Genomic DNA, 23,712 nt, shown 5'->3' on the forward strand with positions numbered 1-23,712 from the left:
TCCCTGTTGCGTCGCGCGTGCGGTCATGCCTCGGTGTCGTTGCCGGTGTCGCGCATACTGCGGCCGGTGTGGTGCAGGAAGACGTCGTCCAGGCTGGGGCGGGTGACGGTCACGGAGATGACGGGCACTCCCAGTTCGGTGCAGAGCCAGGGCACGGTGGCTGCTCCGTCGCTCACGTGGACGCGCAGGCCACCCGGTGCGGGGCCGGCGTGGAGGCCGAACCGTTCCTCCAGGGCGCGGCGGGCGGCGTGGTCGTCGGCGGTGTGCAGGTGGATGGTGTCGTCGCCGACAGCGGCTTTGAGCGCGGCGGGTGTGCCCTGGGCGACGATACGGCCGTGGTCGATGATGGCGATGCGGTCACACTGCTCGGCTTCGTCCAGATAGTGGGTGGTCAGGAACAGCGTGGTGCGGGCTTCGCGGCGTACCTGGTGCAGGTGGTCCCACAGGTGGATGCGGGTCTGGGGATCGAGTCCGATGGTGGGTTCGTCGAGGAAGAGCAGGTGGGGGGTGTGGAGCAGGCCACGGGCGATCTCCAGGCGGCGTTTCATCCCGCCGGAGAAGGTCCGCACCAGGCTGCGGCGCCGGTCGGCCAGGCCGATGAGGCCGAGGAGTTCGGCGGCGCGGGTGCGGGCCTGGCGGTGGGGGACGCCGTAGAGGTGGGCGTGGAAGAGAAGGTTCTCCTCGGCGGTCAGCTCGGGGTCCACGGTGAGGTCCTGGAAGACCAGGCCGATACGGCGGCGGACCTGGGCGGGATGGCGGGTGACGTCGAGGCCGGCGATCTCCGCCCGGCCGGCGGTGGGCCGGGCCAGTGTGGTCAGTATGGCGATGGTGGTGGACTTGCCGGCGCCGTTGGGGCCGAGGAAGGCGAAGGTCTCACCGGGCGGGACCGTCAGGTCGATGCCCCGGACGGCCGCCACCCCGGCGTACGTCTTGCGCAGGCCCCGGGCCAGAACGGCCGGGGGCGCGGTGTCGGTCATGGCTGCTCTGCCCGGACCGGGACGGTCATGATGGGGTGGTAGTGGTCGGCCGTGGGGGGTTCGCCGACGGGCCTGCCCTCCGCTTCCACCCAGGCGTGGGCCCGGAAGGGGTCGGTACGGACACCGGTGCACCAGGTGGGCCACACGCCGCGTGCCCGGCAGAGCAGGGCGGTGGCGAGGGAGCGGGGCAGACAGCCTTCTCCGGCGCAGCGGGCGCTGACCGCGACGACCGCCCGGCGGGCGGCGAGCGCCTGCTCGGCAGTGGCGGACCGGGCGCCCCGGCGGGCCAAGTGCAGCAGCGTACGGATGCGCCGGGGCGGCAGCCGGGCGATGCCGAAGGCCAGGACGACGGCGATCAACGGCAGCGTGCGCTGCCGCAGCGGAAGACGTACCCGTGACTCGGGGGCGAAGGGAATACTCACGATGCCACCAGCCGGGCCGTGGCCAGGGACGCCAGCACGGCCTGGACGTCGGCTTCGGCCTGCTGCGCGGACAGCTCCGGGTAGCGGGCTGCGAGTTCGGCCGCGGCGTCCTCCGGGGCCGATCCTCGCAGCAGGGAGCGCACGATCAGGGCTGCGGTGGGGTTGAGGTTGAAGTACTTGCCGCGGCGTTCGTCGAGCAGCGCCATGCCGCCGTCGGTGTCGGCGCAACTGACATAGGAGTGGAAGGCGAAACTCATCGCGGTCCTCCGGCGGCCACGGTCAGGGGAAGGGCTTTGCGGTCGTGCTGCGCGCGCAGCCACATCTCGCACCCCAGCGTCGGCAGGAGCTGGGTGTGCAAGGTGTCGTCGGGGTAGCCGCGCAGCGCGGCGCGCAGTCGGCCGGCGTCGATCAGTCCGGCGTCCGCCAGTGCCGGGGTGTCGAACAGTTCCAGCAGCTCACCGCGGTGGCGGCGGATCGCGCCGTAGAAGTCCACACCGGCCTCGCCCTTGGTGGTACGGGCCAGCAGTTCCGCGGGCACGGTGCCGCGCATCGCCTCGGTCAGCAGCGGCTTGTAGCCGGTCAGCACCATGCGCTCGTCCAGCCGGACCGACAGCGCGGCCTCGATGACCGCGTCGTCGTGGAACGGAGTGGCGTAGCCGATGCCCAGACGGTCGGTCGTCATCTGGTCCATCTGCCGCATCGCATTCCCTCCGTAGCGCAGGTATTGCAGCACCTGATGCAGCGACCGGTACGGGGACAGCGCGGTGGGGGCGTGCGCTGCGGCCTCACGCAGACGGGAGGCCACCGTCTCCACCGCGGCGGGGGTCGCCCAGGGCGGCATGCGCAGCGCTGCCTCCCATCCCCTCTGCGGTGTGCCGGGCCCGGGCGCCGCCCGGGTCAGGCACTGCGCGCTCGCGGCCAGTTCCGCGGCGAAGGGCGTACGGTCGCCCAGGGCCCGCAGCAACGGCCACAGTGGCTGGCGCCGGAAGGTACGGCGACGCCGTACCACGCCCAGCGCCGCCCCCGGGCGCGAGCGCACGAGATCGTGCAGAAACGACGGCACCGGCGTGAACAGTTCGTCACCCCCGCCACCGCACAGATGCAGTCGCGACCCCCGCGCCGCCATCCGGGTCAGCCCGTCCACCAGCCGGGCCCGGTCGCGCACCCACCCCCCTGGCTCCTCGGTGGCCCACCCCGCCGTGTCGCACACGCCGTCGAACCAGGCCGGCACCTCGTCACAACCGAGGCTCACCTGCTCCGAGGGCGACAGAGCTCGCGCTGCCCGGCGCGCCCACACCTCGTCGTCATTGGCCGGGTCCATTGACTGCCAGGTGTAGGTGACCAGTCGGGCCGGGCCCCGCGCGGCCAGGAAGCACAGACTCGTGGAATCCAGCCCGCCGGACAGGTCCGCGCTGACCGTCCCGCCGCCCGCCGTGCACGCCCCCACCGCGGCGGCCAGCGCGGCGCCCACCAGCGGGGCACCCTCGGCAAGGGACGCGGCCGGCTCGGGAGGCGTCCACCACCGCGCGGTGCGGTCGGTGCCGTCGGATTCCAGGATCAGGCAGTCGTCGGGCCGCACGCCGGACACCCCCCGCCACATCCCCTGTTCCTCCAGCGGATAATTGACCAGCGGCATCGCCATGCGCAGCGCGACGGCCTCGTCGTCGACATCAGCCTGTGTGGCCGAGGCAAGTACGCCCGCCCGGTCGGCGGCCACCGCCACCCCCGCCAGACGGGCGCGGAAAACGCGGCGGTTGCCCGAGGCGGTGCCCCGCACCCGCACGCGTCCGTCGACCGACGTCACCAGGTGGAAACTGCCCGCCACACCGGCGGCGAGCCGTTCGACCCGCCCGGGATCGCCCCCTGCCTCCGCCAGTCGCCTGGACACCTCCTGGCCGTCGGCAGTGTGCCGCCCGATCAGCACGGCCCGGGCCGCCCCCGCGCGCCCGAAAGCCACCTCGTGATCGGCCCACTCGCCCATCAGCCATGGACGCCCCGAGGCGTGATCGATCACCCGCGACGCCGGGGGCCTCAGCATCCGTGCGGCGCCCGCGGCCGCATCGGCGTCCGGGAACACAACGAACCACATTCCGCCCGCCCCAATGAAAAAGGTCCTGTCCGGTGGAAAAATAAGCGGTACGGCGGCACAGGCCGCCGTACCGCTCCTATACCAGAACCGGGAAATACGGAAACAAGACCGAACCGGTCGACAATAGTCACCAGTCACCGCGCGGCTGAAGGTCCTTGCCGCAACTGGCCCCACCCCGGTGCTTCGCTGTCCGCCCACAGCTCACGGAGCGAAGCGGTTGAACGGCGGGGTCCCGCCGTCCGGGAAGTAGCCGATGGTCTCACCCAGCGTCAATTCGGCGTACTCGCCGACCTCCACCACCGTGGGAACCTCGTACACCTCGGACGTGTTCTCCATAAAAATCACCCCTCTCGTCGAGATCGATCTTTCGCTCACAAACGACCATACGCCGGAGAAATGCCGGAGGCCATAGCTGGAAAATCATTGACCCCAAAGAGGGAACCCTCCCAATATTGTCAATTATTCTCATTATCAAAAGCCGGGCGGCGGCTGCGGAAGGCGTGCGGGGTCTCGCCGGTGACGCGGCGGAAGACCCGGCTGAAGTACGCGCGGTCCCGGAACCCCACCGAGCGGGCGACGCTGTTGATGGGGTCGTCGGTGTGGCGCAGCCGGATCCCGGCGCGCTGGATCCGCAGCCGGGTCAGGTACTCCCACACCGTCACCCCGTAGTGCTCGTGGAAGAGCCGCCCCAGATGGTCCGCGCTCACCCCGGCGGCCTCCGCGATCTGCCAGCGCGAGATCCGGTGCCGGTAGTGCTCGTACAGGAAGACCAGCGCCGCGTTGACCGGCGCCCCGGAGCGGGCCGGCCCCGGCGGGCGCTCCCGGGCCGTACGGGCCAGCAGGGCGGCGGCCCCCGCCGGGCCGAGCACCGCGTGGTCCAGCAGGAGCAGCGCCCGGTGCGGCCCGGCCCGGCGGGCGTCGGCCGAGGTGAAGCCCTGGTCGCTGAGGACGACGACGGGGCAGGGCGCGCCCGCGCTGTCGTGGTGCAGATGGTCCACCACGTCGAGCGCGTGCATGTCCGGCAGGGTCCGCTCCAGCAGGAGCAGCGCGGGCGGCTCCTCGGCGACCAGCGCCAGCACCGTCGTACCGTCCGGCGCCATCCGCAGCGGGTGGTCGGGGAGCGCCGCGCCCACCAGCCGCCCGCACTCCTTGCGGGAGTGCTCCGAGGCGGCGACGGCGATCACCGGCTGGCGCAGCCCGGCGGGGCGCAGCGCCCTGAGCGTACGGGAGAGATCCTGGCCCTCGGCGCCCAGCAGCAGGAACGGGGTGCGGCGGAGCCGGGGATGGTCGTGGAGGTGCTGGGCGGCCGGCCAGCCGCCGGGGCCGGGGGCGGCGGTGTCCCAGGCGACGGCGGCCGGCGCGGCCTCCTCCACCAGGGCGTCGATCAGGGCGTCGAGGTCGTCGTCCGGGGCGAGCGGACGGAGCCGCAGGCCGTGCCGGGCGGCCAGCCCCCGCACCTCGGGACCCGGCTCCCCCGGGGTGACCACCAGCACCGTGGCGCCCGGCTCCGCGGTGGCCACCGGCGGGTGGCCCCCGGGCGTGGGCAGCGGCAGGTCGAGTACGAACCGGGGCCGGGCCCCCGCCTCCTCGACGAGCAGCGAACCGCCGTGCACCATGGCCAACCGCCGCGCCGCCGCCACCCCGATCTCCGCGGCCCGCACCCCGGCCCCCGCCCGGCCCCGCCCCGCGCCGGCTTCCCGGTCCTCAAGGGAGGCCGCGGCGGACCCTGCCCGGGCCCCGGGCCCTGCCCCCTGAGCCTCGCCCGCCTCCGACTCCGCGACAGTCACCGTGATCCGGACCGTCGCGGGCCCCGGCCGGGCCGCCAGCGTGACGCGTCCGTCCGCCCCCGCGTAGGTGTCCGCCGCCGCCAGGAGATGGGCGACGAGCTGGCCGAACCGGTCCGCGTCCACCGGGATCGCGGGGAGCCGCCCCGGCACCGCCGCCGTCCGGCGCCCCCGGCCCGCCGCGCCGGAGGGCGACGGCGCCGCCGGGCCGGACGGTGACGGCGCCGCCGGTCCTGCCGTATCCGCGCCCCGTGCCAGGAACGCCTCGAACGCCCGCGTCAGCAGCGGCGCCGGATCGTGGAGACGGGGGGCCAGATGGGGGCCGTCCGTCTCGGCGCGGGAGAGGGCCAGGAGGTTGTCGATCAGGCGGAGCAGATGTGCCGCGTCCGTGCGGACCCGGGCCGGCGCGGCGCCCGGGGCCGTTCCCGTGTGCCTCAGCATGGTCTCCACCGGGGTACGCAGCTCGTCGGTGACCTGGTCCAGGAGGCGGGTCTTGAAACGGCTCGCCTGCTCCGCCGCGTCCCGCGCCCTGCGGACCTCGTCGAAGAGGCGTATCCCCTTCAGCGCCGCGCTGATCTGATCACCGAGCGCCCGGTACAACGACCCCGCCCGCCCCGCCTCCCGGGCGCCGCCCGCGTCGAAGACCGCGAAGCCGAGGTGGTCGTCACCGACATGGAGCGGCTCCAGTACGAGGGTGAAGCGCCCCCCGTCCGGCAGCAGCGGATCGGGCAGCAGCAACGCCGCCGGAAACACCGCGTCGGCGAACGCCGCCCCCCGGCCCCGCGCGGGCGCTCCCTCCGGCGCGGGCCGCTCACCCCTGGCCCGCGCGGCCGGCTCCTCCGGCACGAGACGGTCGCCCCGGGGCAGCAGCACCCGGGCCAGTCCGCGTACCGGCCGTTCCGCGCGGCGCCAGGACTCGTCGTGGAGGACCAGCCGGCACCTCGGCATGCCCGCGCCCGCGGTGTGGCGCTCCAGTATCTCGGTGAGCGCCTCCACCTCCACCACGGTCGTCAGCTCCGTCCCCAGCTCCCGCAGCCGCTGTTCCCGCTGGGCCTGGGTCCACCGTTCGTACTCCAGCAGCCGGTGTGCCTGCTCGGCCACCATCAACCGGGCCTGCCCCAGGAGGAGTTCGCCCCGGGCCCGGTGGGCGGCGGGCAGTGCCGCGACGACCGGGCCCCGGATCCGCGCCAGCGCCCCGTCCCAGGCCGCGACATCCTCGGGCGTACGGACATCCGTGGACACCAGCCGCTCCAGCAGCGGCAGGAACACCTCGCCGCCGTCGCCCGTGTCGCCCCCGTCGACCGCGTCGCCGCCCGGCGGCGCGGAGCGGGCCGGCAGTGTGTCGGTGTGGAACGCCGTGGCCAGCCCCGGAGCGGCCCGGGGCAGCGGCGCGAACAGGGCCGCCAACAGCCCCGCGAGCGACCGGGCGCCGACGGCCGGACGCGACGGCACCGCCGCCCCGGCCCCCGGCCCGTCCCGGCCCGGCACGGCCAGCGGCGACCGGCAGCCGCAGGAGCGGCGTACCACCAGCGTCCCCGGCACCGCCGTACGCGCGGGCGGCGGCGTCCCGCGCACCCGGGCCACCAGTGTCTCCACCGCCAGCGCGCCCAGCTCGGCGAAGGGCAGCGCCACCGAGGTCAGCGGCGGGTCGGAGAGCCGGGCCTCGGGCGAGTCGTTGAAGCCGACGACCGCCACCTCCTGCGGCACCCGCACCCCGCGCGCCCGCAGGAACCGCAGCGCGTCCGCCGCCAGCACGTCGCTGCACGCCACCACCGCGTCGAAGTCGACGCCCGGCACCAGGCCCCGCGCCTCGATCAGCACCCGCATCGCCGCCGCGCCCGCCCCCGCGGTGAACCCCACCGCCGCGCAGGACAGGGCCCGTTCGTGCGGAATCCGGTGGCGGCGGAGCGCGGCGACATAGGCGCGGTACCGCTCCTGGGAGACCGGGTTGGCCAACGGCCCCCGGATACAGGCCGGCCGGCGCCGGCCGTGGTGGACGACCAGATGCCCGACCGCCTCCCGCATCCCCGCGTACGAGTCCACCGAGAGGGTGTCCTCCTCGCCGCTGAGCGGCTGGTTGAGGCTGACCACGGGCAGCCGAGCCAACTGCCGTACCAGGCGCTCGGCGCGCTCGCCCGGGGCGGGCAGACCGAGGGTGGAGCTCCAGCACACGACGCCGTCCAGCCGTGCGGGCCCCACCAGTTCGTAGAGCGCGCTGCGCGGCACGTCACCGTGGCGCAGCGGCCCGCCGGGGAAGCAGATCAGGTTCACATCGCTCCGCTCGGCGGCGGCGAGCGCGCCCGACCAGAGTGTGGCGCCGACCCCCAGATGGATGTTGGCGGTGACCAGCCCGATGGTCGGACGCCGGTCACCGGGTGGGTCGTCAGCCATGGGGATGCCTCGCTCACCGGCGCGTGCCGTCCGCCGTCCGCCTCCCCGCGCCTCGCGGGCCCCGGGAAACGTAGACGAGGGTACGGGCCGGGGCAAGACCGGCGGCGTGGTTCCCGCGGGTCCTGCCCCGGCCCGTGGCCCGGGAGCGCCGTACGGTCAGATCTTGCCGACGCCCGCGCCCGAGGTCACCGACGCCTTGACGGACGAGGAGGACTCGGCCGAGTAGCTGTACGGGACGGACGCCACGCTGCCACCGGTCTGCCCGGCCGTGGAGTTCACGAACGTGTTGTTCCGCGCGGCCAGCGCACCCGCCGGGGACGCCGCCTCACCGAGGTGGTAGGTGTCCTTGACGTTCTCGAAGTAGTTGCCCTCGACCAGGACACCCGCGTTCTGGGTGGAGGCGACGCCGTACGAACCGATGTTGCTGAAGTAGTTGTTCAGGACGTGCACCGGGTTGCCGAAGCGGACCCGCGGGTTGCGCTGTGTCGTGCCCTCGAACCAGTTGTGGTCGTATGTCACCTTCAACTTGCCGCTGTCCTCGGACGAGTTGCTGTCGGAGTGGCCCAGCAGCATGTTCTTGTCCTGGTTGTGCGTGCGGTTCCACGACACGGTGACGTTGGTGGACGCCCGCTTGATGTCCACACCGCCGTCGTAGGCGTTGGAGATGTCGTTGTGGTCGATCCACACATTGGTGGAGTACTCGACGTTGATCGCGTCGTCGTTGGAGCCGGTGAACGTCAGATTCTGGATGATCACGTTGTTGACCTTGCTGACATTGAGTCCGCTGCCCGTGATCCGGCCCGCCGTGCCCACTCCGACGACGGTCTTGTTCGCCGTCACCTTGGTCATACTGCTCAGCGCGATGGTGCCGTTCACCCTCACGATGAGGGAGCCGCTGCGCTGCACCGCCTCGGTGAACTGGCTCGCGTTCGTCACCGTGACCGTGCTGCCGCCGGCGCCACCGGTGGTGGCCGCGCCGAATCCCACCGGGCCCGCGGCGGCGATCCGGGCTCCGTCCTGGGGGGCCGGGGCGCCGTTGGCGGCGGTCGCTCCGGTGACCGCCAGCGCGACCGCGGTGGTCGCGGCGGCGATGGCGAGGGTGTGCCGTGCGCTCGTCCTGCGCATGGGGTTTCTCCGTCCGTGGGGTTTCTGGAGAGCCTGTACGGATGCGCCGGTGCCGCGCGGCTGGCACGGTTCCGAGGCTAGGCCGGATCCTGTGGACGATGACGCGACCCGTGTGGACTATTCCGCGAACCCTCCCCGCAGGCCGGACTCACCCCTCCGGCGGCAGCTCCCACCCCTCCAGGGCGTCCGGGTCGGGGATCAGATGGACGGCGGCCTCCTCGGCCGAGGAGGCCGCGCCGTCGATGCCGACATCGCTGGCGATCATGTCCTTCTCGGCGTCCTCGTGGGCACCCTCGTCGGGGGCGACCAGCCGCCCCGACCGGTCCAGGCCCACCTCGTCGTCGAGCCGTTCGCCCTCCCCGTACGGCAGGTCCCCGATGCCGTCCCCGTCCTGCGGCGTCAACTCGGGGAGTTCCTCGGCGAGCCGCTGGTCGAGCGTCGGGCCCGTACGCTGCTCGGCCGCGGTCGTCCCGTCGCGCTCCACGCCCAGCGGGCGCTCCGGCGGTGACCAGCCCTCGTCGAACGGGTCGGAGCCCCGGTCGAGAAGGGTGTCCTCGGCGTCGAGAATGCCCTGGTCGTCGCCGACCTCGGAGCCGTCCGGCTGGTAGACCTCGTCGCCCATGGCGGTGTCCTCCGCGGCCGGGCCGTCCACGGTCGCGTCGCCGTCACCGTCGCCGCTCACGTCACGCTCCGTTCTCCCGCCTCCGCTCTTCCACCCTCCCACCTCTCCCGACCGTGTCAAACGGTCGGGACCTCCGCCGCCCCGCCCCTCTCCGCAGGCCGTCGGACACCTCCTGACGGCCCCGCCCGCCGCCTCCGGCCACGCCTCCCCGCCGTCCACGTGAACCGCCCGCCCGGCGCCCCCGGAGGCGACCCGCCGGGACCGTCCGCTCACCCCAGCCCCCGGCCCTCCCGGAACCGGGCCAGCGCCTCCGGCAGCCCCACCAGCGGCTCCGGATAGTCGAGCCGTACGCCCCCCGGCCCCGCTCCCTGCCCCGGCCCCCGGCTCCGCCCCCGTACCCGCCACGGTTCATGGACCGCCCCGCCCTCGATGCCCCGCAGCTCCGGCACCCAGCGGCGCACATACACGCCCTCCGGGTCGTACCGCTTCCCCTGGACCACCGGGTTGAGCACCCGGTTGGGCCGGCTGTCCGTCCCGGTGCCCGCCACCCACTGCCAGTTGAGCTGATTGTCCGCCATATCGCCGTCCACCAGCAGCGCCAGGAAGTGCCGCGCCCCGATCCGCCAGTCCACGTACAGGGTCTTGGCGAGAAAACTCGCGGCGAGCAGCCGCCCCCGGTTGTGCAGCCACCCCTCGTGGCGCAGTTGCCGCATCGCCGCGTCGACCACCGGATAGCCGGTACGCCCGGCCCGCCACGCCGCGATCTCCTCGGCCGCCGTCTCCTCGGTACGCCACCGGTCGTGCCGCGTCCGGTAGTCGGCGTGCGCCGCCGCCGGGCGCGCCGCCAGGACCTGGTGGTGGAAGTCCCGCCAGCACACCTGCCGTACGAAGGCGTCCGCGCCGGGGCCGCCCGCCGCCCTGGCCCGGTGCACCACTTCGGCGGCGGAGAGGGTGCCGAAGTGGAGATGGGGCGAGAGCCGCGAGGTGGCGTCGCCCGCCAGATCGTCGTGCCCCTCCGTGTACCCGGCGAGTCCGGTACGCCGCCACGCCGTGAGACGGCTCCGCGCCGCCCGCTCCCCGCCCTCGGCGAGCCCCGCCGAGACCCCGCCGATCCCGGCGCGGGACGGCAGCGGCTCCGACCCGGTCCCCGGTGGTACGGATACGGTGCGCGGCGCGCGCAGCGGCTCCCTGAGCGACAGCGCCGACCAGCGCCGGAAGTACGGAGTGAAGACCGCGAAGTGGTCCCTGCCCGGCCCCGCCGGGACCACCGCGCCCGGCGCCACGGCGGTCACCACCCCGTCGTACACCCGCAGCGCGCACCCCTGGGCCGCCAGCGCGGTACGGAGCCGCGCCTCCCTGCGCACCGCGTATCCGCTGACGCCCCCGGCCACGAAGACCTCCCGGGCCCCCGCCCCGGCGGCGACCCGGCAGACCTCCTCGACGACCTCGCCCGACCTGACCACCAGCCGGCCGCCGCGCTCCCGGAGCCCCGCGTCCAGGTCCCGCAGGCAGTCGGCGAGGAACGCCCGCCGGTTGGGCGTCGCGAACCCGGCGTCCGCCACCCCCTTGTCCTGTACGAAGAGCGGCACCACCGCGTCCGCCGCGTCGAGCCCGGCGCGCAGCACCGGCTGGTCGTGCAGCCGCAGATCGGAGGTGAAGAGGACGACGGCGACGCTTCCGGCGCCGCTCATGGCGTTGCTCATGGCACTGCTCCCGCTCTCGGACTCGGACGCCGGACCCGTACGGTCCCGCACGGCCCCGGGGCTCAACGCCCGCCGGCGCCTCCCGGACACGGGCCCGCAGAGGATCGTACGGCCGCCCGAAGGACAGCCGCCCGGAGACCGGGTGGCGTCCCGGGGGCCCAGGTGGTGTCAGAGAGCGCGGCCGAACAGGTCGAGCAGCGCGGCCCAGTGACGTTCGGTCGCCTCCGCGCTGTACATCGACGTATCGGCCTGGGTGAAGCCGTGGTGGGCCCCCGGGTAGACCTCGGAGCGGTAGCGGACGCCGGCCGCGTCGAGCGCCGCGCCGAGCCGGTCGATCTGCTCCGCCGGGTTGGTGTGATCCTGGTCGGCGTGGCCGAAGCAGAGCTCGGCGGTGATCCGGCCGGCCACCAGGTGGGGGCTGTCCGGGGCGTCGGTGGCGAGATACGCCCCGTGGAAGCCGGCCGCCGCCGCGACCCGCTCCGGGTGGCCCCCGGCGGTGCGCATGGCCAGCCCCGCACCCATGCAGTACCCCGTGACACCCGCCGCGCCGCCCGTGGTCAGCGGGTGCGCGGCCAGCCAGTCGAGGTAGACGCCCGCGTCCCGCACGGCCCCCTCGGGCGTGAGGGTGCGCGCGGCGGGGCCGATGCGCTGGAAGATCTCCGGACGTTCGGCGGGGTCGATGAAATCGGGGAGCTCCACCACGGGCGCACGGCCGTACCGGTAGAAGACATTGGGCACCAGGACGGTGTATCCGGCGGTGGCGAGCCGGTCGGCCATGGAGCGCAGATGCGGGCGGAGCCCGAAGCCGTCCATGTAGAAGAGGACGGCGGGGTGCGGGGCGCCGTCGTCGGGGTGGGTGAGATAGGCGTCGGCGGTTCCGTCCGGGGTGGTGATGTCGACGGAGGAGCCGTGGGTGCCGGTCATGGGGGCCTCTCAGGGGTCGGCCGAGCGGGGGAGCAGCGGCAGGAGGCAGTCTGCGCCCGCCCGCAGGGCCGAGTCAAACAAACTTGTTTGTATGTACCTTGTACGCTTCGCCGATGCGGAGAACAGGCGCGGAAGCCAGACAGCGGATCCTTGAGGCGGCCATCGACGAGTTCATCGGCCACGGCGTGGGCGGAGCCCGTATCGACCGGATCGCGCGGAACGCGGGCGCGAGCAAGGAGCGCCTCTACGCGTACTTCGGCGACAAGCGGGGCCTCTTCGACGAGGCCGTCCGGGGCGCGGTGGCGCGCAGCCAGACGGCGGTGGGGATCGAGGACGACGACCTCGTGGCCTACGCGGGCCGGCTCACCCGGCACTTCTTCCACCACCCGGACGACCTGCGGATGATGGCCTGGATGCGGCTGGAGGAGGAGTGCGAACGGGCCCTGCGGACGGGCAGCGTCCGCGCGAACGCCGAGCGGAAGCTCGCGGCCGTACGCCGGGCCCAGGCGGCCGGCACGGTCGACCCCGCCTGGGACCCCGGCGAACTCCTCCAGTTGATCCTCGCCACCGCCACCTACTGGGCCCGGGCCTCCGGCCCCGACCCCCGCTCCGAGGACCACTGCGCCCAGGTCGCGGAGGAGGCGGTACGACGCCTGCTCACCCCGCACTGACCCCGGCGCGCCGCCCATCCGGGGGCACGGATCCGGCTCCGGGCGGGCCGGCCCGGGCCGGCGGTCACCGCGAGGGCGCGGGCGTGGGGCCGGTGGGGTGGCACGGCGGGCCGATCTCGCGGTCACCCCGAAGACGCCGGCCAGGCCGGGCCAGGTGCGGGGCCCGAACGGGTTCCGCGGTCACTCCGAGGGGGGCGGCCCGGGCCTGGTGGGGTGGGGCTCGCGGGTGGGCTCCCGGGGGGCCTTCCGTTCTGCCGCGCGGGCGATGTTGCGGGCCATTCCGCCGAAGACCACCGCGTGGCACGGGGAGAGCGCCCACCAGTACGCGTGCCCGAGCAGCCCGCGCGGGTGGAACACCGCCCGCTGGCGGTAGCGGGAACCGCCGTCCCGCCTCGGCTCCGTGGACATCTCCAGCCACGCGGGGCCCGGCAGCCGCATCTCGGCGCGGAGTCTCAGCAGCCGGCCCGGTTCGATCTCCTCGACCCGCCAGAAGTCCAGCGAGTCGCCGACGCGGAGCCGCGCGGCGTCCCGGCGGCCCCGGCGCAGGCCCACCCCGCCGATCAGCCGGTCCAGCCCGCCCCGTACGGCCCAGGCGACGGGGAACGAGTACCAGCCGTGCTCGCCGCCGATCCCCTCCACCACCCGCCACAGCTCCCGCGCCGGGGCGTCCACGTTCCGCTCCCGTACATCCGTGTAGAGGGTGCCGCCGGCCCAGTCGGGGTCGGTCGGCAGCGGATCGCTCGGCGCGCCTGGCACCGAAGCCGACGACCACCGGGTGGCGACCCGCGCCTCCCGCACCCTCCGCAGCGCCAGCGCGAGCGCCGCGTCGAGGCCGATGGGCCCGCCCGCCGGATCGGGCACATACCGCGTGATGTCGTGCTCCCGGCACACCACCTCGTACCGCAGCGACTCCGTGAGCGGCCGGGCGATCGACGCCGGTACGGGGGTGACGAGGCCGATCCAGTGACTCGACAGCCCCGGCGTCAGTACCGGCACCGGCAGGATCAGCCGTCGCGGCAGCCCGGCGACCCGCGCGTACCGCCGCATCATCTCGCGGTACGTGACGACGTCCGGGCCGCCGATGTCGAAGGCCCGGTTCACCTCCCGGGGCATCCGCGCACTGCCCACCAGGAGGCGCAGCACATCCCGGACGGCGATGGGCTGGATCCGCGTCGACACCCACTTCGGTGTGACCATCACCGGCAGCCGCTCGGTGAGATGGCGCAGCATCTCGAAGGAGGCCGACCCCGACCCGATGATGACCGCCGCGCGGAGCGCCGTCGTCGGCACACCGGAGCCGAGGAGGATCCCGCCCACCTCGGCGCGGGAGCGCAGATGCGGGGAGAGCTCCCTTACGGGTACGCCGTACGGGGTCAGACCGCCCAGGTAGACGATGCGCCGTACCCCCGCCGCCCGGGCCCGCTCGGCGAAGGTCCGGGCCGCCGCCCGGTCCGTCTCCTCGAAGTCCGGGCCGCCCGCCAGCCCGTGGACCAGGTAGTAGGCGACGTCGATCCCCGTCAGGGCCGCGCCGACCGACTCCGGGTCGGTGACATCCCCCTGGACGGTCTCCACCCGCCCCGCCCACGGATGGTCCCGCACCTTCGCGGGGGTACGGACCAGACAGCGCACCGTGTGCCCCGCCGCCAGCAGCTCAGGAACGAGCCGGCCCCCGATGTACCCGGTCGCCCCCGTCACCAGACAGCGCAGCCCGTCCCCGGCCTCGGCGCCGCCCCTGGTCCCGCCCCCGGCCGCTCCGGGATCCATGGGGCCTGTGGAATCCGTGGTGTGTGCGGGATCCGGCGTGTCCGTGGAGTCCTCGGAGTCCTTGGGGTCTGTGGGGTCCGTGGGGTCCATGGCGCCTCCGTATCGGCTCGGGACCGGCTCGGGCCGGTCGGCCCCGGGCGGGTTCCTCCCAGCCTGGTCCCGCCCGGCCCCGCGCGCCTCCGGGGCGGTTACCCGTGCCCGCCCGCCGCCGTCTCCGCCGCTGTCTCCGCCGCCGGGGCCGGTCGGACCGGGCCACCGGTCCGTACGGACTCGATCGCGGCCAGCGCGATGGCGAGCGCCGCGCGGGCGTCCTCCCCGGTGACCGAGGGGGCCCGGCCGGTGCGGACGCTGTCGGCGAAGTCCGCGAGCTCCGCGACATACGCGTCCCGGAACAGGTCCTGGTCGTAGCCGACACACTCCGCGCCGACGCCCTCGGGGCCGTACGAGGTGAGATGCGTGCGGCGCACCTCGCCCATGGTGAGCATGCCGGCCGACCCGAAGACCTCCCCGCGTACGTCGTACCCGTACACCGCCTGGAAGCTGGCCTCGGCCGTGGCGAGGGCGCCGTTGTCGAAGCGGAGGGTGACCAGCGCGGTGTCGAGCAGCCCGCGCTCCTTGAAGTCCGGCCGGACCAGGGCGTCGGCCAGGGCGAAGACCTCCACCACCGTGGCGCCCGGATTGAGATGGCGCAGGGTGTCGAAGTCGTGGATCAGGGTCTCCAGGAAGACCGTCCACGGCGGGATCGGCGCGGGGTCGGCGAGCTTCGGGTCCCGGGTGAGCGAGCGCAGCAGATGCGGGGTGCCGATGTCGCCCCGGACGATCTTCTCGTGGGCGGCGCGGAACCCGGCGTCGTAACGGCGGTTGAAGCCCACCTGGAGGACCACCCCCGCCGCGCGGGCGGCGCCGATCGCCCGGTCGGCCTCGGCGAGGGTGACGGCCATCGGCTTCTCGCAGTAGACGGCCTTGCCCGCGCCCGCCGCCGCCACCACGAGCTCGGCATGGGTACGGGCCGGGGTGGCGATGACCACGGCCTCGACCTCCGGGTCGGCGAGGAACGCGGCGATGTCGGTGTACGCGGCGGCCGGGGCGCCCAGCCGGTCCACGAGGCCCCGCGCCGCGCCGGGCACCGGGTCGGCCACCGCGGCGAGCCGGACGCCCGGGAGGCGATGGGCGAGCGTCGCGGCATGGAAGGAGCCCATCCGGCCGGCGCCGATCAGGCCGACGCCGAGCGCGGGGGAGGAGGGCGAGGACGATGAGGTCATGGGGGTCTCCGTGCGGAGTCGGAAGGGACAGAGTCGGAAGGGGGGCGTTTCCGGGCCGTGGCCGCGGTGCCCAGGTCGTGTTCCGGGCCGTGGTGCCCAGTCGTGTTCCGGGCCGTCGTGCGCTCAGGCCGGGGTGAACGCCGTACGGAAGCGCTCCAGGGCGAGTTCACTGTCGGCGGAGGCCCACGCCTCCATCGCCACGGTGCCCTCGTACCCGAGCTCCGTCAGCGCACGGGCCACGGCCGGGTAGTTGATCTCGCCGGTGCCCGGCTCGCGGCGGCCCGGGACGTCCGCGACCTGGATCTCGCCGATCAGCCCGAGGCCGTGCGCGCGCCGTACCAGCTCGATGAGGTTCCCCTCGCCGATCTGCGCGTGGTACAGGTCCAGATTCATCCGCAGCCCCGGCCGGCCCACCGCGGCGACCAGGGCCAGCGTGTCCGCGGCCCGGGCGAACGGCACGCCCGGGTGGTCGACCGCCGTGTTGAGGTTCTCCAGGGTGAAGACCACCCCGGCGCTCTCGCCCAGCGCGGCGATCCGGTCGAGCGTGCGCACGGCGGCCGGCCAGAGCGGCCCCGGCGCCTCACCGGTGACCGGCGCGACCGGCAGCCCCTCGGCGTCCAGCCCGGTGCCGTGCAGATTGAGCCGGCGGCAGCCGATCCGCTCGGCCGCGCGGACCGACTCCTCGGCCGTACGCAGGAGTTCGGCCGCGCCCTCCGGGTCGGTCAGGGTGCCCCGGAGGTAGCCGGTCATCGAGGAGATGACGGCCGGGGTACGGGCCAGCGCGGCCAGGTCGTGCCGGCTCCAGTCCCAGATCTCCGCCTCGAACCCGGCGTCGTGGATGCGCAGGACCCGTTCCTCGACCGGAAGGTCCCGGAAGACCATCTCCGCGCAGACCGCCAGTGTGTACATCCGCCGCCTCGCTTCTATAACGTTCTAGTTCTCCAGCGGGTTGCAGTACGCCAGCCCGCCACCCCGGCTGTCAAGGGTGGGGGGCGGGAAAGAACTAGAACGTTGCAGTCGGGCGAGTGTCAGCAAGCAAGTCAGCAAGCAAGCAAGCAAACAAGCAAGTGAGCGAGCGAGCGGGGCGGGCCGGTACCGACCGGTACCGGCTGGTCTACGATCGTCCGCCGGGCGGAGAGCCGCCCGGACGCGTCTACCGAGGAGGCCGGCCGTGCCGTCGAACCCCGTGCCCCAGGAGCGCAAGCGGCCCACCCTCGCCGATGTCGCGGCACGCGCGGGGGTCTCCACGGCGCTGGTCTCCGTCGTGATGCGCGGCGCGAAGGGGGCCGGCGCCGCCACGCGCGAGCGGGTGCTCGCGGCGGCGCGCGAGATCGGCTACCGGCCCGACACCCGGGCGCGGCTGCTGCGCAGCAGCCGCAGCCGGCTGCTCGGGGTGCAGTTCGGGCTCCGCCACCCCTTCCACGCCGATCTGGTGGAGGCCGTCTACGGTGCCGCCGAGTCCGCCGGGTACCAGGTCGCGCTGAGCGGCGTGGCGCCCAGCCGGAGTGAACAGCAGGCCCTGGAAGCCCTGTTGGCCGACCGCTGCGAGGCGTTGATCCTGCTCGGCCCCGAACTCCCGGCGGCCCGGCTGACGGAGCTCGCCGAGCAGGTGCCGGTCGTCTCGGTGGCCCGGGGGCTCCGGGGGCCCGCCGGGGCCGTCGAGGTGGTCAGGACCGCCGACGACGAGGGCGCCCGGCAGGCCGTCGACCACCTGGCCGGGCTGGGCCACCGCGCCATCGTCCATGTCGACGGGGGCCGGGCGCCCGGCGCGGCCGACCGGCGCCGGGGGTACCGCACCGCCATGAAGCGGCACGGCCTCGCCGGCCATACCCGGGTGGTGCCGGGCGGCCCGAACGAGGAGGCGGGCGCGGCGGCCACCCGGGCGCTGCTCGACGGCGGGGCGCGCCCCACCGCCGTACTCGCCTTCAACGACCAGTGCGCCACCGGTGTCCTGGACACCCTGCTGCGCTCCGGGGTGCCGGTTCCCGGGGAGGTCTCCGTCGTCGGCTTCGACGACAGCCGGCTCGCCCGGCTGGCCCATGTCGACCTCACCACCGTCGGCCAGGATGTGCCGAGCCTGGCCCGGGAGGCGGTGGCCCGCGCCGTACGGCGACTGGAGGCCGAGGCGGGGGGCCCGGAGGCGCCGGGCGGTGCGGAGGCTCCGGGCGGTGCGTCGGTTCCGGACGGCCGGGAGACCGTGGTGGCCCCGCGCCTGGTCGTCCGTTCGACCACGGCCGCGCCCCGGGACCGTACGTGACACATCGCTGCCCGCCCTCCGCGACCCCGGCCCGTACGTGACACCGCCCCCGGCCGCCCGGGGCCGTACACGACAGTGTCCTCCGCCGCCCCGGTGGACCGGGGTGGCGGAGGACACCAGGGCCGGTGAACCAGCCGTGGGGCAAGGTCAGTTGGCCGTGACACCCTTACGGCGACGGGTCACGATCACGACCGCGCCGCCCGCGGCGAGCAGCAGGGCCGCGCCCGCGGCGAGCGGGACGACATTGCCGCCACCGGTCTCGGCCAGGTCGCCGCCGCCCCCGGTGGTCGCCGCGCTCGGCGCGCTGGACGGGGTGGAGGCGTCCGAGGTGGGCTCGGAGGCGCTCGGCGTGGGCGTCGCCGGCTCGTCCGTGCCGGGCTCGCTCGCCCCGGGCGTCGGGGTGTCCGAGCCGGGCGTGGACGGCTCCTCCGGGGTCTCCGTACCGGGCGTGGAGGCCGGCGGCTCCGCCGGGGTGGACTCCTCGGTGGACGGCTCCGGCGCCGGCGGGATCTCCTGCGCGGTGCAGTTCTTCGTGCCGCCGTTCCAGGCCGCGATCAGCTTGTCCTTGATGACCGCGCGGCTGGGCCCGATCGGCAGGTCGCCGTGTTCGAAGCCGTCCTTCGCGTCCTTGAGGCCGTCGTACTTGGCCTTGCCCCGGTAGAGGTCCACCTGCGCGAAGCACCCCGCGTCGGGGAAGGCCACGTCCAGGGTGTCCTCGCCGCCGCGCTTGACGTCGACGGTGTCGAAGTCGTGGAAGACCTGCTCACCGGAGGTCTCCCAGGTGGGGCCGTGGGTACGGTACGACGCCAGCGAGACCGTGCAGTTCGTGGCGTCCGAGGCGGGGCGCACCTTGACGTGGACCTTGCCGTCGTCGGCCGGCTTGAGGCTGATGTCGTCGACCTTGATCTGGGAGACCCAGTCGCGGCCGTCGAGCGAGAACTCGCACTTGTCGGTGGTGGGGACGGTGACCGGCGTGCCCGCGCCCTTGCCCGGCTTGTAACCGCCGTGGTTGCCCCTGTCCCAGCCCTTGCCGCCCGGGCAGTCGGTCGCCCACGCGGAGCCCGCCGCCATCGTGGTGAGGGCCAGAGCGGCGGCGCCGGTGCCGAGCAGGCGCAGCGCGGTGACACGTCTCGATTTGGCCATACGTTTCTCCATCTTGTGCCGCGCGTGATCCGGCCTCGCCCGTCGTGCCGCGCGCACGTCGCGCACCACACGGAGGGGGCCGCCGCGCGGGGGAGCGGGCAGCCCGAAACAGGGCCGGACTGAAGTGGTGGGTCGCACACCGGGCAGTGCCGCCTCGGTGGCACCACGCATGCTGCTGGGACGGCCACACCCCTGTCAACCTGCGGCAACGGCCGGAATATGACCTTCCGTCAGGGTCGCGGCCGGAGCATCCGGGCGCCGTGCCACCGCCGTACCCCCGACCGGAACGGAACCCACTATTCCGTCATCGTGCCTGGTCAGCGGCGGTGTGGCGAGGTGGGGGAGGTGACGGGGTGCGGTGTGGCGGTGGGGGCGGAGGGTGCGGTACGGGGGCGGTGGCGTGATGCCGGCGTGATGGTTGCGGTGAAGTCCGGCCAACGATCCGGCCGGGGTGGCGTGGCCAGATCATCAGATCAAACTGGACAGTTTGGACTGATGGAATTACCGTGGGGAGCATGACGGAGACAACCCGGCACGTCCGGCCGCGCCCCGCCCCGGACGGAGGCTTCGACCGGCGGCTGATCGCCCCGATGGTCCTGGGCGCCGTGCTCAATCCCGTCAACTCGTCGATCATCGCGGTGTCGCTGGTGCCGATCGGGGTGGCGTTCGGGGCGCCGCCCGCCCGTACCGCCTGGCTGGTCTCCGCGCTCTACCTCGCCACGGCGGTCGGCCAGCCGGTCGTCGGGCGCCTGGTCGACCTGTACGGCCCGCGCAGGCTCTACCTCGCCGGAACCGGCCTCGCGGGGGTCGCGGGCGTTCTCGGTACGCTCGCCCCGGATCTGGGCGTGCTGATCGCCGCGCGGGTCCTGCTCGGCTTCGGGACCTGCGCCGGGTACCCCGCCGCGATGCATCTGCTGCGCGGCGAGGCCATCCGGACCGGGCAGGACCGTCCGGCCGGGGTGCTGACCGTCCTCGCCGTCGCCGGCCAGACCACCGCGGCCGTCGGCCCCACGCTGGGCGGGCTCCTGATCGGCCTCGGCGGCTGGCGTACCACCTTCGCCGTCAACATTCCGCTGGCCGCCGCCTGCCTGGTCCTCGGGGCCCTCCGCCTCCCGAAGGCGCCCCGCATGTCCGGGCCCCCGTCCTCGTCCGGGCCCGCCTCCGGGGCGCGGCGGCTCGACCCCGCCGGGATGGCGCTCTTCGCCGCGGCCCTCGTCACCCTGCTGCTCTTCCTGATGGACCTCAGGGCCGCCCACTGGTACCTGCCCCTCCTCGCGGCCGTCGCCGCGACCGCGCTGACGGCGAGGGAGCTGCGTACCCCGGAGCCCTTCCTCGACCTCAGGGTGCTCGGGGGCAATCTGCCGCTGCTCGCCACGTACGGCCGTACCGTGCTGGCGACGACCATCAGCTACTGCTTCCTGTACGGCTACACCCAGTGGCTGGAGCAGGGCCGGGGGCTCTCCGCATCCCAGGCCGGGCTGATCCTGCTGCCGCTCTTCCTCACGGCGATCGGGGTCTCGGCGGCCACCGGGCGGCGCCCCGGGATACGGGGCAAACTCCTCGTCGGCGCCGCCGTGCAGGCCGTCGCCTGCGCGCTGCTGTTCACGCTCGGCGCGGGGAGCCCGGTCTGGCTGCTGGTCGCGGTCTCCCTGCTCGTCGGCGTCCCTCAGGGGCTCACCAGTCTCGCCCTCCAGAACGCCGTCTACCACCAGGCGGAACCCGCCCGCATCGGCTCCTCGGCGGGGCTGCTGCGCACCTTCACCTACCTCGGCGCGATCGTCGCCGCGGCCGCCGGCGCCGCGGTCTTCCCGCACCGCGCCGACACGGCGGGCCTGCACCACCTGGCCGTGGGCATGCTGGTGGTCGCCCTGCTCCTCCTGATGACCATCCCGCCGGACCGTTCGCTCCGTCGCGTCGCCGCCCCGGAGCCGCCCGCCTGACCGGCACCCCACGGACCCGACCGCCGCCCCACAGAAGAGCACGAAGCCCAGCAACCCAGTCCAGCCCGACAACCCAGTCCAGCCCGACAACCCAGTCCAGCCCGACAACCCGGCCCAGCGCCTCAGCCCAGTACAGAAGCCCAGAGCAGAAGCCCAGAGCAGAAGCGCAGAGCAGAAGCACAGAACAGGACTCGACCATGGCACTCACCACCCTGGACGCGGGTACCGCCCTCGTCGTCATCGACCTCCAGAACGGCCTCCGCCACGCGCCGACCGCCCCGTACCCCGTCCCCGAGGTGATCACCCGTACGGCGGAACTGGCCGACGCCTTCCGCGCCCACGGCGCCCCGGTCTTTCTGGTCCGGGTGACCGGCGCGCCCGACGGCTGGGACGCCACCCCGGGCCGTAACGAGACCCCGTCGGCCTCCCGCGCCCGTCCGGAGGGGTGGGACCAGGTCGTCCCCGAACTGGCCGGCCACCCCGAGGACATCACCGTCACCAAGCGCACCTGGGGCGCCTTCCACGGCACTGACCTCGATCTCCTCCTGCGCCGCCGGGGCATCACCCAGATCGTGGTGACCGGGGTCGCCACCAGCATCGGTGTGGAGTCCACCGCCCGCGCCGCCCACGAGCACGACTACCACGTCACCCTGGCCACCGACGCCATGACGGACCTCGACGCGGAGGCCCACCGCAACAGCGTCGAGCGGATCTTCCCCCGCCTCGGCGAGCGCGGCACCGCCGCCGAGATCATCGAACTGCTGGCGAGGACCCGCCCCTGACGGACCGCCCGGTCCCTGCCCGGTGTCCGGTGCCTGGTCGGTGCGGCGGCCGGTGTGCCGCGTGCGGCATGCTCGTGCGGGTAGACGGAACGGATCCGGCGCGGGCGGTGCCCGCGTGGATCCGTCATGGCCAGAAGGACCGGAAGCAGATGACAGACCACAATGCCGCGCTGATGGCCTTCGTGCGGGCCCGCCTCGACGAGGAGGAGGCGCTCGCGCGCGAGGCCGGTGGTGACACCTGGCGGTGCCCGCCGGAGCAGCCCGGGGAGATCCACGACCGGGGCGGCAGCATCGCGTTCGCCCTGCGCACCCGGGGTTACGACCGCCATATCGCCCGGCAGGACCCGGCGTACACCCTGCGCCGGATCGAGACCAGCCGGGTGCTCCTCGACGAGTACGCGGAGGTCGCGGCCCTGGACGTGGACCGCCCCGGGGACGGCTTCGCCTCCGGGCGGGCGGTGGGGCTGGGTTTCGTCGTCCGTCAGATGGCCGCGGAACACGCCCATCACGCCGAGTACCAGGTGAAGTGGCTGCCCCGGTTCTCCCACTGACCAGGGGCGGTTGACCCGCGCCCAGGTCTCCCGCCGGCGGGGCGGGAGACCTGGACTGCGGGACACCTTGCCGCCGTACGGTCGCGCCCACAGGAACCGTGAAGCCCCACAGGCACCGTGGCGCCCGCAGGCACCGTGGCGCCCACAGGCACCGTGGCGCCCACGAGCACCGTGGCGCCCTCGTCCGCGCCTACAGCACCGTCGCGGCCCTGGAGACGCCGTTGCAGTGGTGCGGGAGCGGGGCGTGGGACCGGGTCGGGCCGGTCCAGTGGCCCAGGGAGATCTCCGCCGTGATCCCGGGCCCGAACCCCGCGATCACCCCGCGCGCGCCGCGCGCGGCGCCGCCGTCCTCGAAGAGCCGGTCCAGCGCGTCGAAGATGACCGCGCTGGCGATGTTCCCGCGCTCGGCGAGGGTGGCCCTGCTGTGGCGGAAGGTCTCCGACGGCAGCATCAGATATTTGCTGAGATCGTCCAGGATCCTCGGCCCGCCCGCGTGGACGATGTAGAAGTCCAGGTCGGAGACGTCCCAGCCGAACGGCTCCGCCATGTCCCGCATGGCGGGGGCGAGCATGGACATGGTGCCGGGGACCCGCTTGTCGAGCATGAAGTGGAAGCCGGTGTCCCGTACGTCGTACGAGATCCACTCCTCGGTGCCGGGCACCAGATGCGAGCCGTTCCGTTCCAGCCGTACCCCCGCCCCGCCCTCCCCGCGTACCACGGCCGAGGCGACCGCGTCCCCGAAGAGCCCGTTGGAGAGCAGGTTGCCGACGCCCAGGTCGTCCGGCTGGTAGCAGAGGGAGCAGAACTCGCAGGAGACGATGAGGACGTTCCCCTGCGGATAGGCGAGACAGAAGTCGTGCGCGCGGTTGATCGCGGTGCCGCCGGCCGCGCAGCCGAGCTGGGCGATGGGCAGTTGGCGGGTGGCGGTTCTGAACCCCATGGTGTTGATGAGCCACGCGGTCATCGACGGCATCATGAACCCCGTGCACGAGACGTACACGATCATGTCGATGTCGGCGGGCGTCAACTCCGCGTATCCCAGCGCCCGGTGGATGACCTCGGGGAGCCGCGCCTTGGCCTCGGACTCGTAGCGCGCGTTGCGCCGGGTGAAGCCGGGGTGGGCGAGCGTCTCCTCGATCGGCTGGACGAGATGCCGGGTGCGCACCCCCGTATTGCCGATCAGCCGCAGGGCCAGGGGGAGTTGCGGGTGTCCGGCGTGCAGGGTGCGCGCCAGCTCCAGGGTCTGTTCCCGGGTGATCACGTGCTCGGGCACGGCGACCGCGGGTCTGCACAGAGTGGCCATGT

Annotated in this window: 20 protein-coding genes; 5 read left to right on the plus strand and 15 right to left on the minus strand. The window is 74.1% G+C overall.

All coding sequences use genetic code 11. From position 1 onward, the window contains the following. Window positions 1-23 precede the first annotated feature (23 nt). The 10 genes from AB0O07_RS05400 to AB0O07_RS05445 all read right to left on the minus strand — a co-directional run bounded on the left by AB0O07_RS05400 (window position 24) and on the right by AB0O07_RS05445 (window position 12,037). Window positions 24-977, minus strand: a complete 954-nt coding sequence (locus AB0O07_RS05400) for an ATP-binding cassette domain-containing protein (RefSeq protein WP_365627128.1) — start codon at window positions 975-977, stop codon at window positions 24-26. Then, window positions 974-1,399, minus strand: coding sequence for a lasso peptide biosynthesis B2 protein (locus tag AB0O07_RS05405; RefSeq protein ID WP_365627131.1), 426 nt, complete (start codon window positions 1,397-1,399; stop codon window positions 974-976). The genes AB0O07_RS05400 and AB0O07_RS05405 overlap by 4 nt, the downstream gene beginning before the upstream one ends. Continuing rightward, a complete protein-coding gene (locus AB0O07_RS05410; protein ID WP_365627134.1) occupies window positions 1,396-1,656 on the minus strand; it encodes a lasso peptide biosynthesis PqqD family chaperone in 261 nt (86 codons plus the stop codon). Before AB0O07_RS05410 ends, AB0O07_RS05405 begins: the two co-directional genes overlap by 4 nt. Next, entirely contained in the window at window positions 1,653-3,413 is a 1,761-nt protein-coding gene (locus tag AB0O07_RS05415) for an asparagine synthase-related protein (protein ID WP_365627137.1), read from the minus strand. Before AB0O07_RS05415 ends, AB0O07_RS05410 begins: the two co-directional genes overlap by 4 nt. Window positions 3,414-3,689: 276 nt before the next feature. Then, window positions 3,690-3,824: a lasso RiPP family leader peptide-containing protein gene (locus AB0O07_RS05420; protein ID WP_365627140.1), complete on the minus strand. Its 135-nt coding sequence runs from the start codon at window positions 3,822-3,824 to the stop codon at window positions 3,690-3,692. Window positions 3,825-3,943: 119 nt separating this feature from the next. Continuing rightward, window positions 3,944-7,663 (minus strand): substrate-binding domain-containing protein, encoded by a 3,720-nt coding sequence (locus AB0O07_RS05425; protein WP_365627143.1) that lies wholly within the window; start codon window positions 7,661-7,663, stop codon window positions 3,944-3,946. Window positions 7,664-7,819: 156 nt separating this feature from the next. Then, window positions 7,820-8,788, minus strand: coding sequence for a polysaccharide lyase family 1 protein (locus tag AB0O07_RS05430; protein ID WP_365627146.1), 969 nt, complete (start codon window positions 8,786-8,788; stop codon window positions 7,820-7,822). A 148-nt stretch (window positions 8,789-8,936) separates the two neighbouring features. After that, complete coding sequence (locus AB0O07_RS05435) at window positions 8,937-9,410, minus strand: DUF5709 domain-containing protein (protein ID WP_365628032.1); 474 nt, start codon at window positions 9,408-9,410, stop codon at window positions 8,937-8,939. A gap of 269 nt (window positions 9,411-9,679) precedes the next feature. Then, window positions 9,680-11,113: a deoxyribodipyrimidine photo-lyase gene (locus AB0O07_RS05440; RefSeq protein WP_365627148.1), complete on the minus strand. Its 1,434-nt coding sequence runs from the start codon at window positions 11,111-11,113 to the stop codon at window positions 9,680-9,682. Window positions 11,114-11,281: 168 nt separating this feature from the next. Further along, window positions 11,282-12,037 carry a dienelactone hydrolase family protein gene (locus AB0O07_RS05445; protein ID WP_365627151.1) on the minus strand — a complete coding sequence of 252 codons (756 nt, stop codon included), beginning with the start codon at window positions 12,035-12,037 and terminating at the stop codon, window positions 11,282-11,284. 113 nt (window positions 12,038-12,150) lie between these two features. Between AB0O07_RS05445 and AB0O07_RS05450 the strand changes: the two genes are divergently transcribed. Next, window positions 12,151-12,708, plus strand: coding sequence for a TetR family transcriptional regulator (locus AB0O07_RS05450; RefSeq protein WP_365627154.1), 558 nt, complete (start codon window positions 12,151-12,153; stop codon window positions 12,706-12,708). A gap of 180 nt (window positions 12,709-12,888) precedes the next feature. On the opposite strand, the gene AB0O07_RS05455 is transcribed toward AB0O07_RS05450, so the two are convergent. The 3 genes from AB0O07_RS05455 to AB0O07_RS05465 all read right to left on the minus strand — a co-directional run bounded on the left by AB0O07_RS05455 (window position 12,889) and on the right by AB0O07_RS05465 (window position 16,643). Further along, the gene (locus AB0O07_RS05455) at window positions 12,889-14,472 is read right to left on the minus strand and encodes an SDR family oxidoreductase (RefSeq protein WP_365628035.1); all 1,584 of its coding nucleotides are present in this window, start codon (window positions 14,470-14,472) and stop codon (window positions 12,889-12,891) included. Window positions 14,473-14,660: 188 nt separating this feature from the next. After that, on the minus strand, window positions 14,661-15,734 hold the full coding sequence (locus AB0O07_RS05460) for a Gfo/Idh/MocA family oxidoreductase (protein WP_365627156.1): 1,074 nt from the start codon (window positions 15,732-15,734) through the stop codon (window positions 14,661-14,663). Window positions 15,735-15,857: 123 nt separating this feature from the next. Then, window positions 15,858-16,643: a TIM barrel protein gene (locus AB0O07_RS05465; protein WP_365627159.1), complete on the minus strand. Its 786-nt coding sequence runs from the start codon at window positions 16,641-16,643 to the stop codon at window positions 15,858-15,860. Between the two features lie 262 nt (window positions 16,644-16,905). On the opposite strand from AB0O07_RS05465, the gene AB0O07_RS05470 reads away from it, so the two are divergent. Then, window positions 16,906-17,991 carry a LacI family DNA-binding transcriptional regulator gene (locus AB0O07_RS05470; RefSeq protein WP_365627161.1) on the plus strand — a complete coding sequence of 362 codons (1,086 nt, stop codon included), beginning with the start codon at window positions 16,906-16,908 and terminating at the stop codon, window positions 17,989-17,991. Window positions 17,992-18,138: 147 nt separating this feature from the next. On the opposite strand, the gene AB0O07_RS05475 is transcribed toward AB0O07_RS05470, so the two are convergent. Further along, window positions 18,139-19,134, minus strand: coding sequence for an LAETG motif-containing sortase-dependent surface protein (locus tag AB0O07_RS05475; protein WP_365627164.1), 996 nt, complete (start codon window positions 19,132-19,134; stop codon window positions 18,139-18,141). Between the two features lie 515 nt (window positions 19,135-19,649). On the opposite strand from AB0O07_RS05475, the gene AB0O07_RS05480 reads away from it, so the two are divergent. From AB0O07_RS05480 to AB0O07_RS05490, 3 genes are all read left to right on the plus strand, one after another. Then, a complete protein-coding gene (locus tag AB0O07_RS05480) occupies window positions 19,650-21,074 on the plus strand; it encodes an MFS transporter (protein WP_365627167.1) in 1,425 nt (474 codons plus the stop codon). Between the two features lie 197 nt (window positions 21,075-21,271). Next, window positions 21,272-21,856 carry an isochorismatase family protein gene (locus tag AB0O07_RS05485; protein ID WP_365627170.1) on the plus strand — a complete coding sequence of 195 codons (585 nt, stop codon included), beginning with the start codon at window positions 21,272-21,274 and terminating at the stop codon, window positions 21,854-21,856. Between the two features lie 149 nt (window positions 21,857-22,005). Further along, the gene (locus tag AB0O07_RS05490) at window positions 22,006-22,407 is read left to right on the plus strand and encodes a DUF6221 family protein (protein ID WP_365627173.1); all 402 of its coding nucleotides are present in this window, start codon (window positions 22,006-22,008) and stop codon (window positions 22,405-22,407) included. Between the two features lie 190 nt (window positions 22,408-22,597). On the opposite strand, the gene AB0O07_RS05495 is transcribed toward AB0O07_RS05490, so the two are convergent. Then, window positions 22,598-23,710 (minus strand): type III polyketide synthase, encoded by a 1,113-nt coding sequence (locus tag AB0O07_RS05495; RefSeq protein WP_365627175.1) that lies wholly within the window; start codon window positions 23,708-23,710, stop codon window positions 22,598-22,600. Between the last annotated feature and the right edge of the window lie 2 nt (window positions 23,711-23,712).

The organism is Streptomyces sp. NPDC093085 (genome assembly GCF_040683935.1).
GTDB lineage: Bacteria > Actinomycetota > Actinomycetes > Streptomycetales > Streptomycetaceae > Streptomyces.

Excerpts from the sequence above, each read along its gene's own strand:
- AB0O07_RS05400 (WP_365627128.1), bottom strand. The coding sequence starts at position 977 with ATGACCGACACCGCGCCCCCGGCCGTTCTGGCCCGGGGCCTGCGCAAG.
- AB0O07_RS05410 (WP_365627134.1), bottom strand. The coding sequence starts at position 1,656 with ATGAGTTTCGCCTTCCACTCCTATGTCAGTTGCGCCGACACCGACGGC.
- AB0O07_RS05420 (WP_365627140.1), bottom strand. The coding sequence starts at position 3,824 with ATGGAGAACACGTCCGAGGTGTACGAGGTTCCCACGGTGGTGGAGGTC.
- AB0O07_RS05425 (WP_365627143.1), bottom strand. The coding sequence starts at position 7,663 with ATGGCTGACGACCCACCCGGTGACCGGCGTCCGACCATCGGGCTGGTC.
- AB0O07_RS05430 (WP_365627146.1), bottom strand. The coding sequence starts at position 8,788 with ATGCGCAGGACGAGCGCACGGCACACCCTCGCCATCGCCGCCGCGACC.
- AB0O07_RS05435 (WP_365628032.1), bottom strand. The coding sequence starts at position 9,410 with ATGGGCGACGAGGTCTACCAGCCGGACGGCTCCGAGGTCGGCGACGAC.
- AB0O07_RS05440 (WP_365627148.1), bottom strand. The coding sequence starts at position 11,113 with ATGAGCAACGCCATGAGCGGCGCCGGAAGCGTCGCCGTCGTCCTCTTC.
- AB0O07_RS05445 (WP_365627151.1), bottom strand. The coding sequence starts at position 12,037 with ATGACCGGCACCCACGGCTCCTCCGTCGACATCACCACCCCGGACGGA.
- AB0O07_RS05450 (WP_365627154.1), top strand. The coding sequence starts at position 12,151 with ATGCGGAGAACAGGCGCGGAAGCCAGACAGCGGATCCTTGAGGCGGCC.
- AB0O07_RS05455 (WP_365628035.1), bottom strand. The coding sequence starts at position 14,472 with ATGGATCCCGGAGCGGCCGGGGGCGGGACCAGGGGCGGCGCCGAGGCC.
- AB0O07_RS05460 (WP_365627156.1), bottom strand. The coding sequence starts at position 15,734 with ATGACCTCATCGTCCTCGCCCTCCTCCCCCGCGCTCGGCGTCGGCCTG.
- AB0O07_RS05465 (WP_365627159.1), bottom strand. The coding sequence starts at position 16,643 with ATGTACACACTGGCGGTCTGCGCGGAGATGGTCTTCCGGGACCTTCCG.
- AB0O07_RS05475 (WP_365627164.1), bottom strand. The coding sequence starts at position 19,134 with ATGGCCAAATCGAGACGTGTCACCGCGCTGCGCCTGCTCGGCACCGGC.
- AB0O07_RS05480 (WP_365627167.1), top strand. The coding sequence starts at position 19,650 with ATGACGGAGACAACCCGGCACGTCCGGCCGCGCCCCGCCCCGGACGGA.
- AB0O07_RS05485 (WP_365627170.1), top strand. The coding sequence starts at position 21,272 with ATGGCACTCACCACCCTGGACGCGGGTACCGCCCTCGTCGTCATCGAC.
- AB0O07_RS05490 (WP_365627173.1), top strand. The coding sequence starts at position 22,006 with ATGACAGACCACAATGCCGCGCTGATGGCCTTCGTGCGGGCCCGCCTC.
- AB0O07_RS05495 (WP_365627175.1), bottom strand. The coding sequence starts at position 23,710 with ATGGCCACTCTGTGCAGACCCGCGGTCGCCGTGCCCGAGCACGTGATC.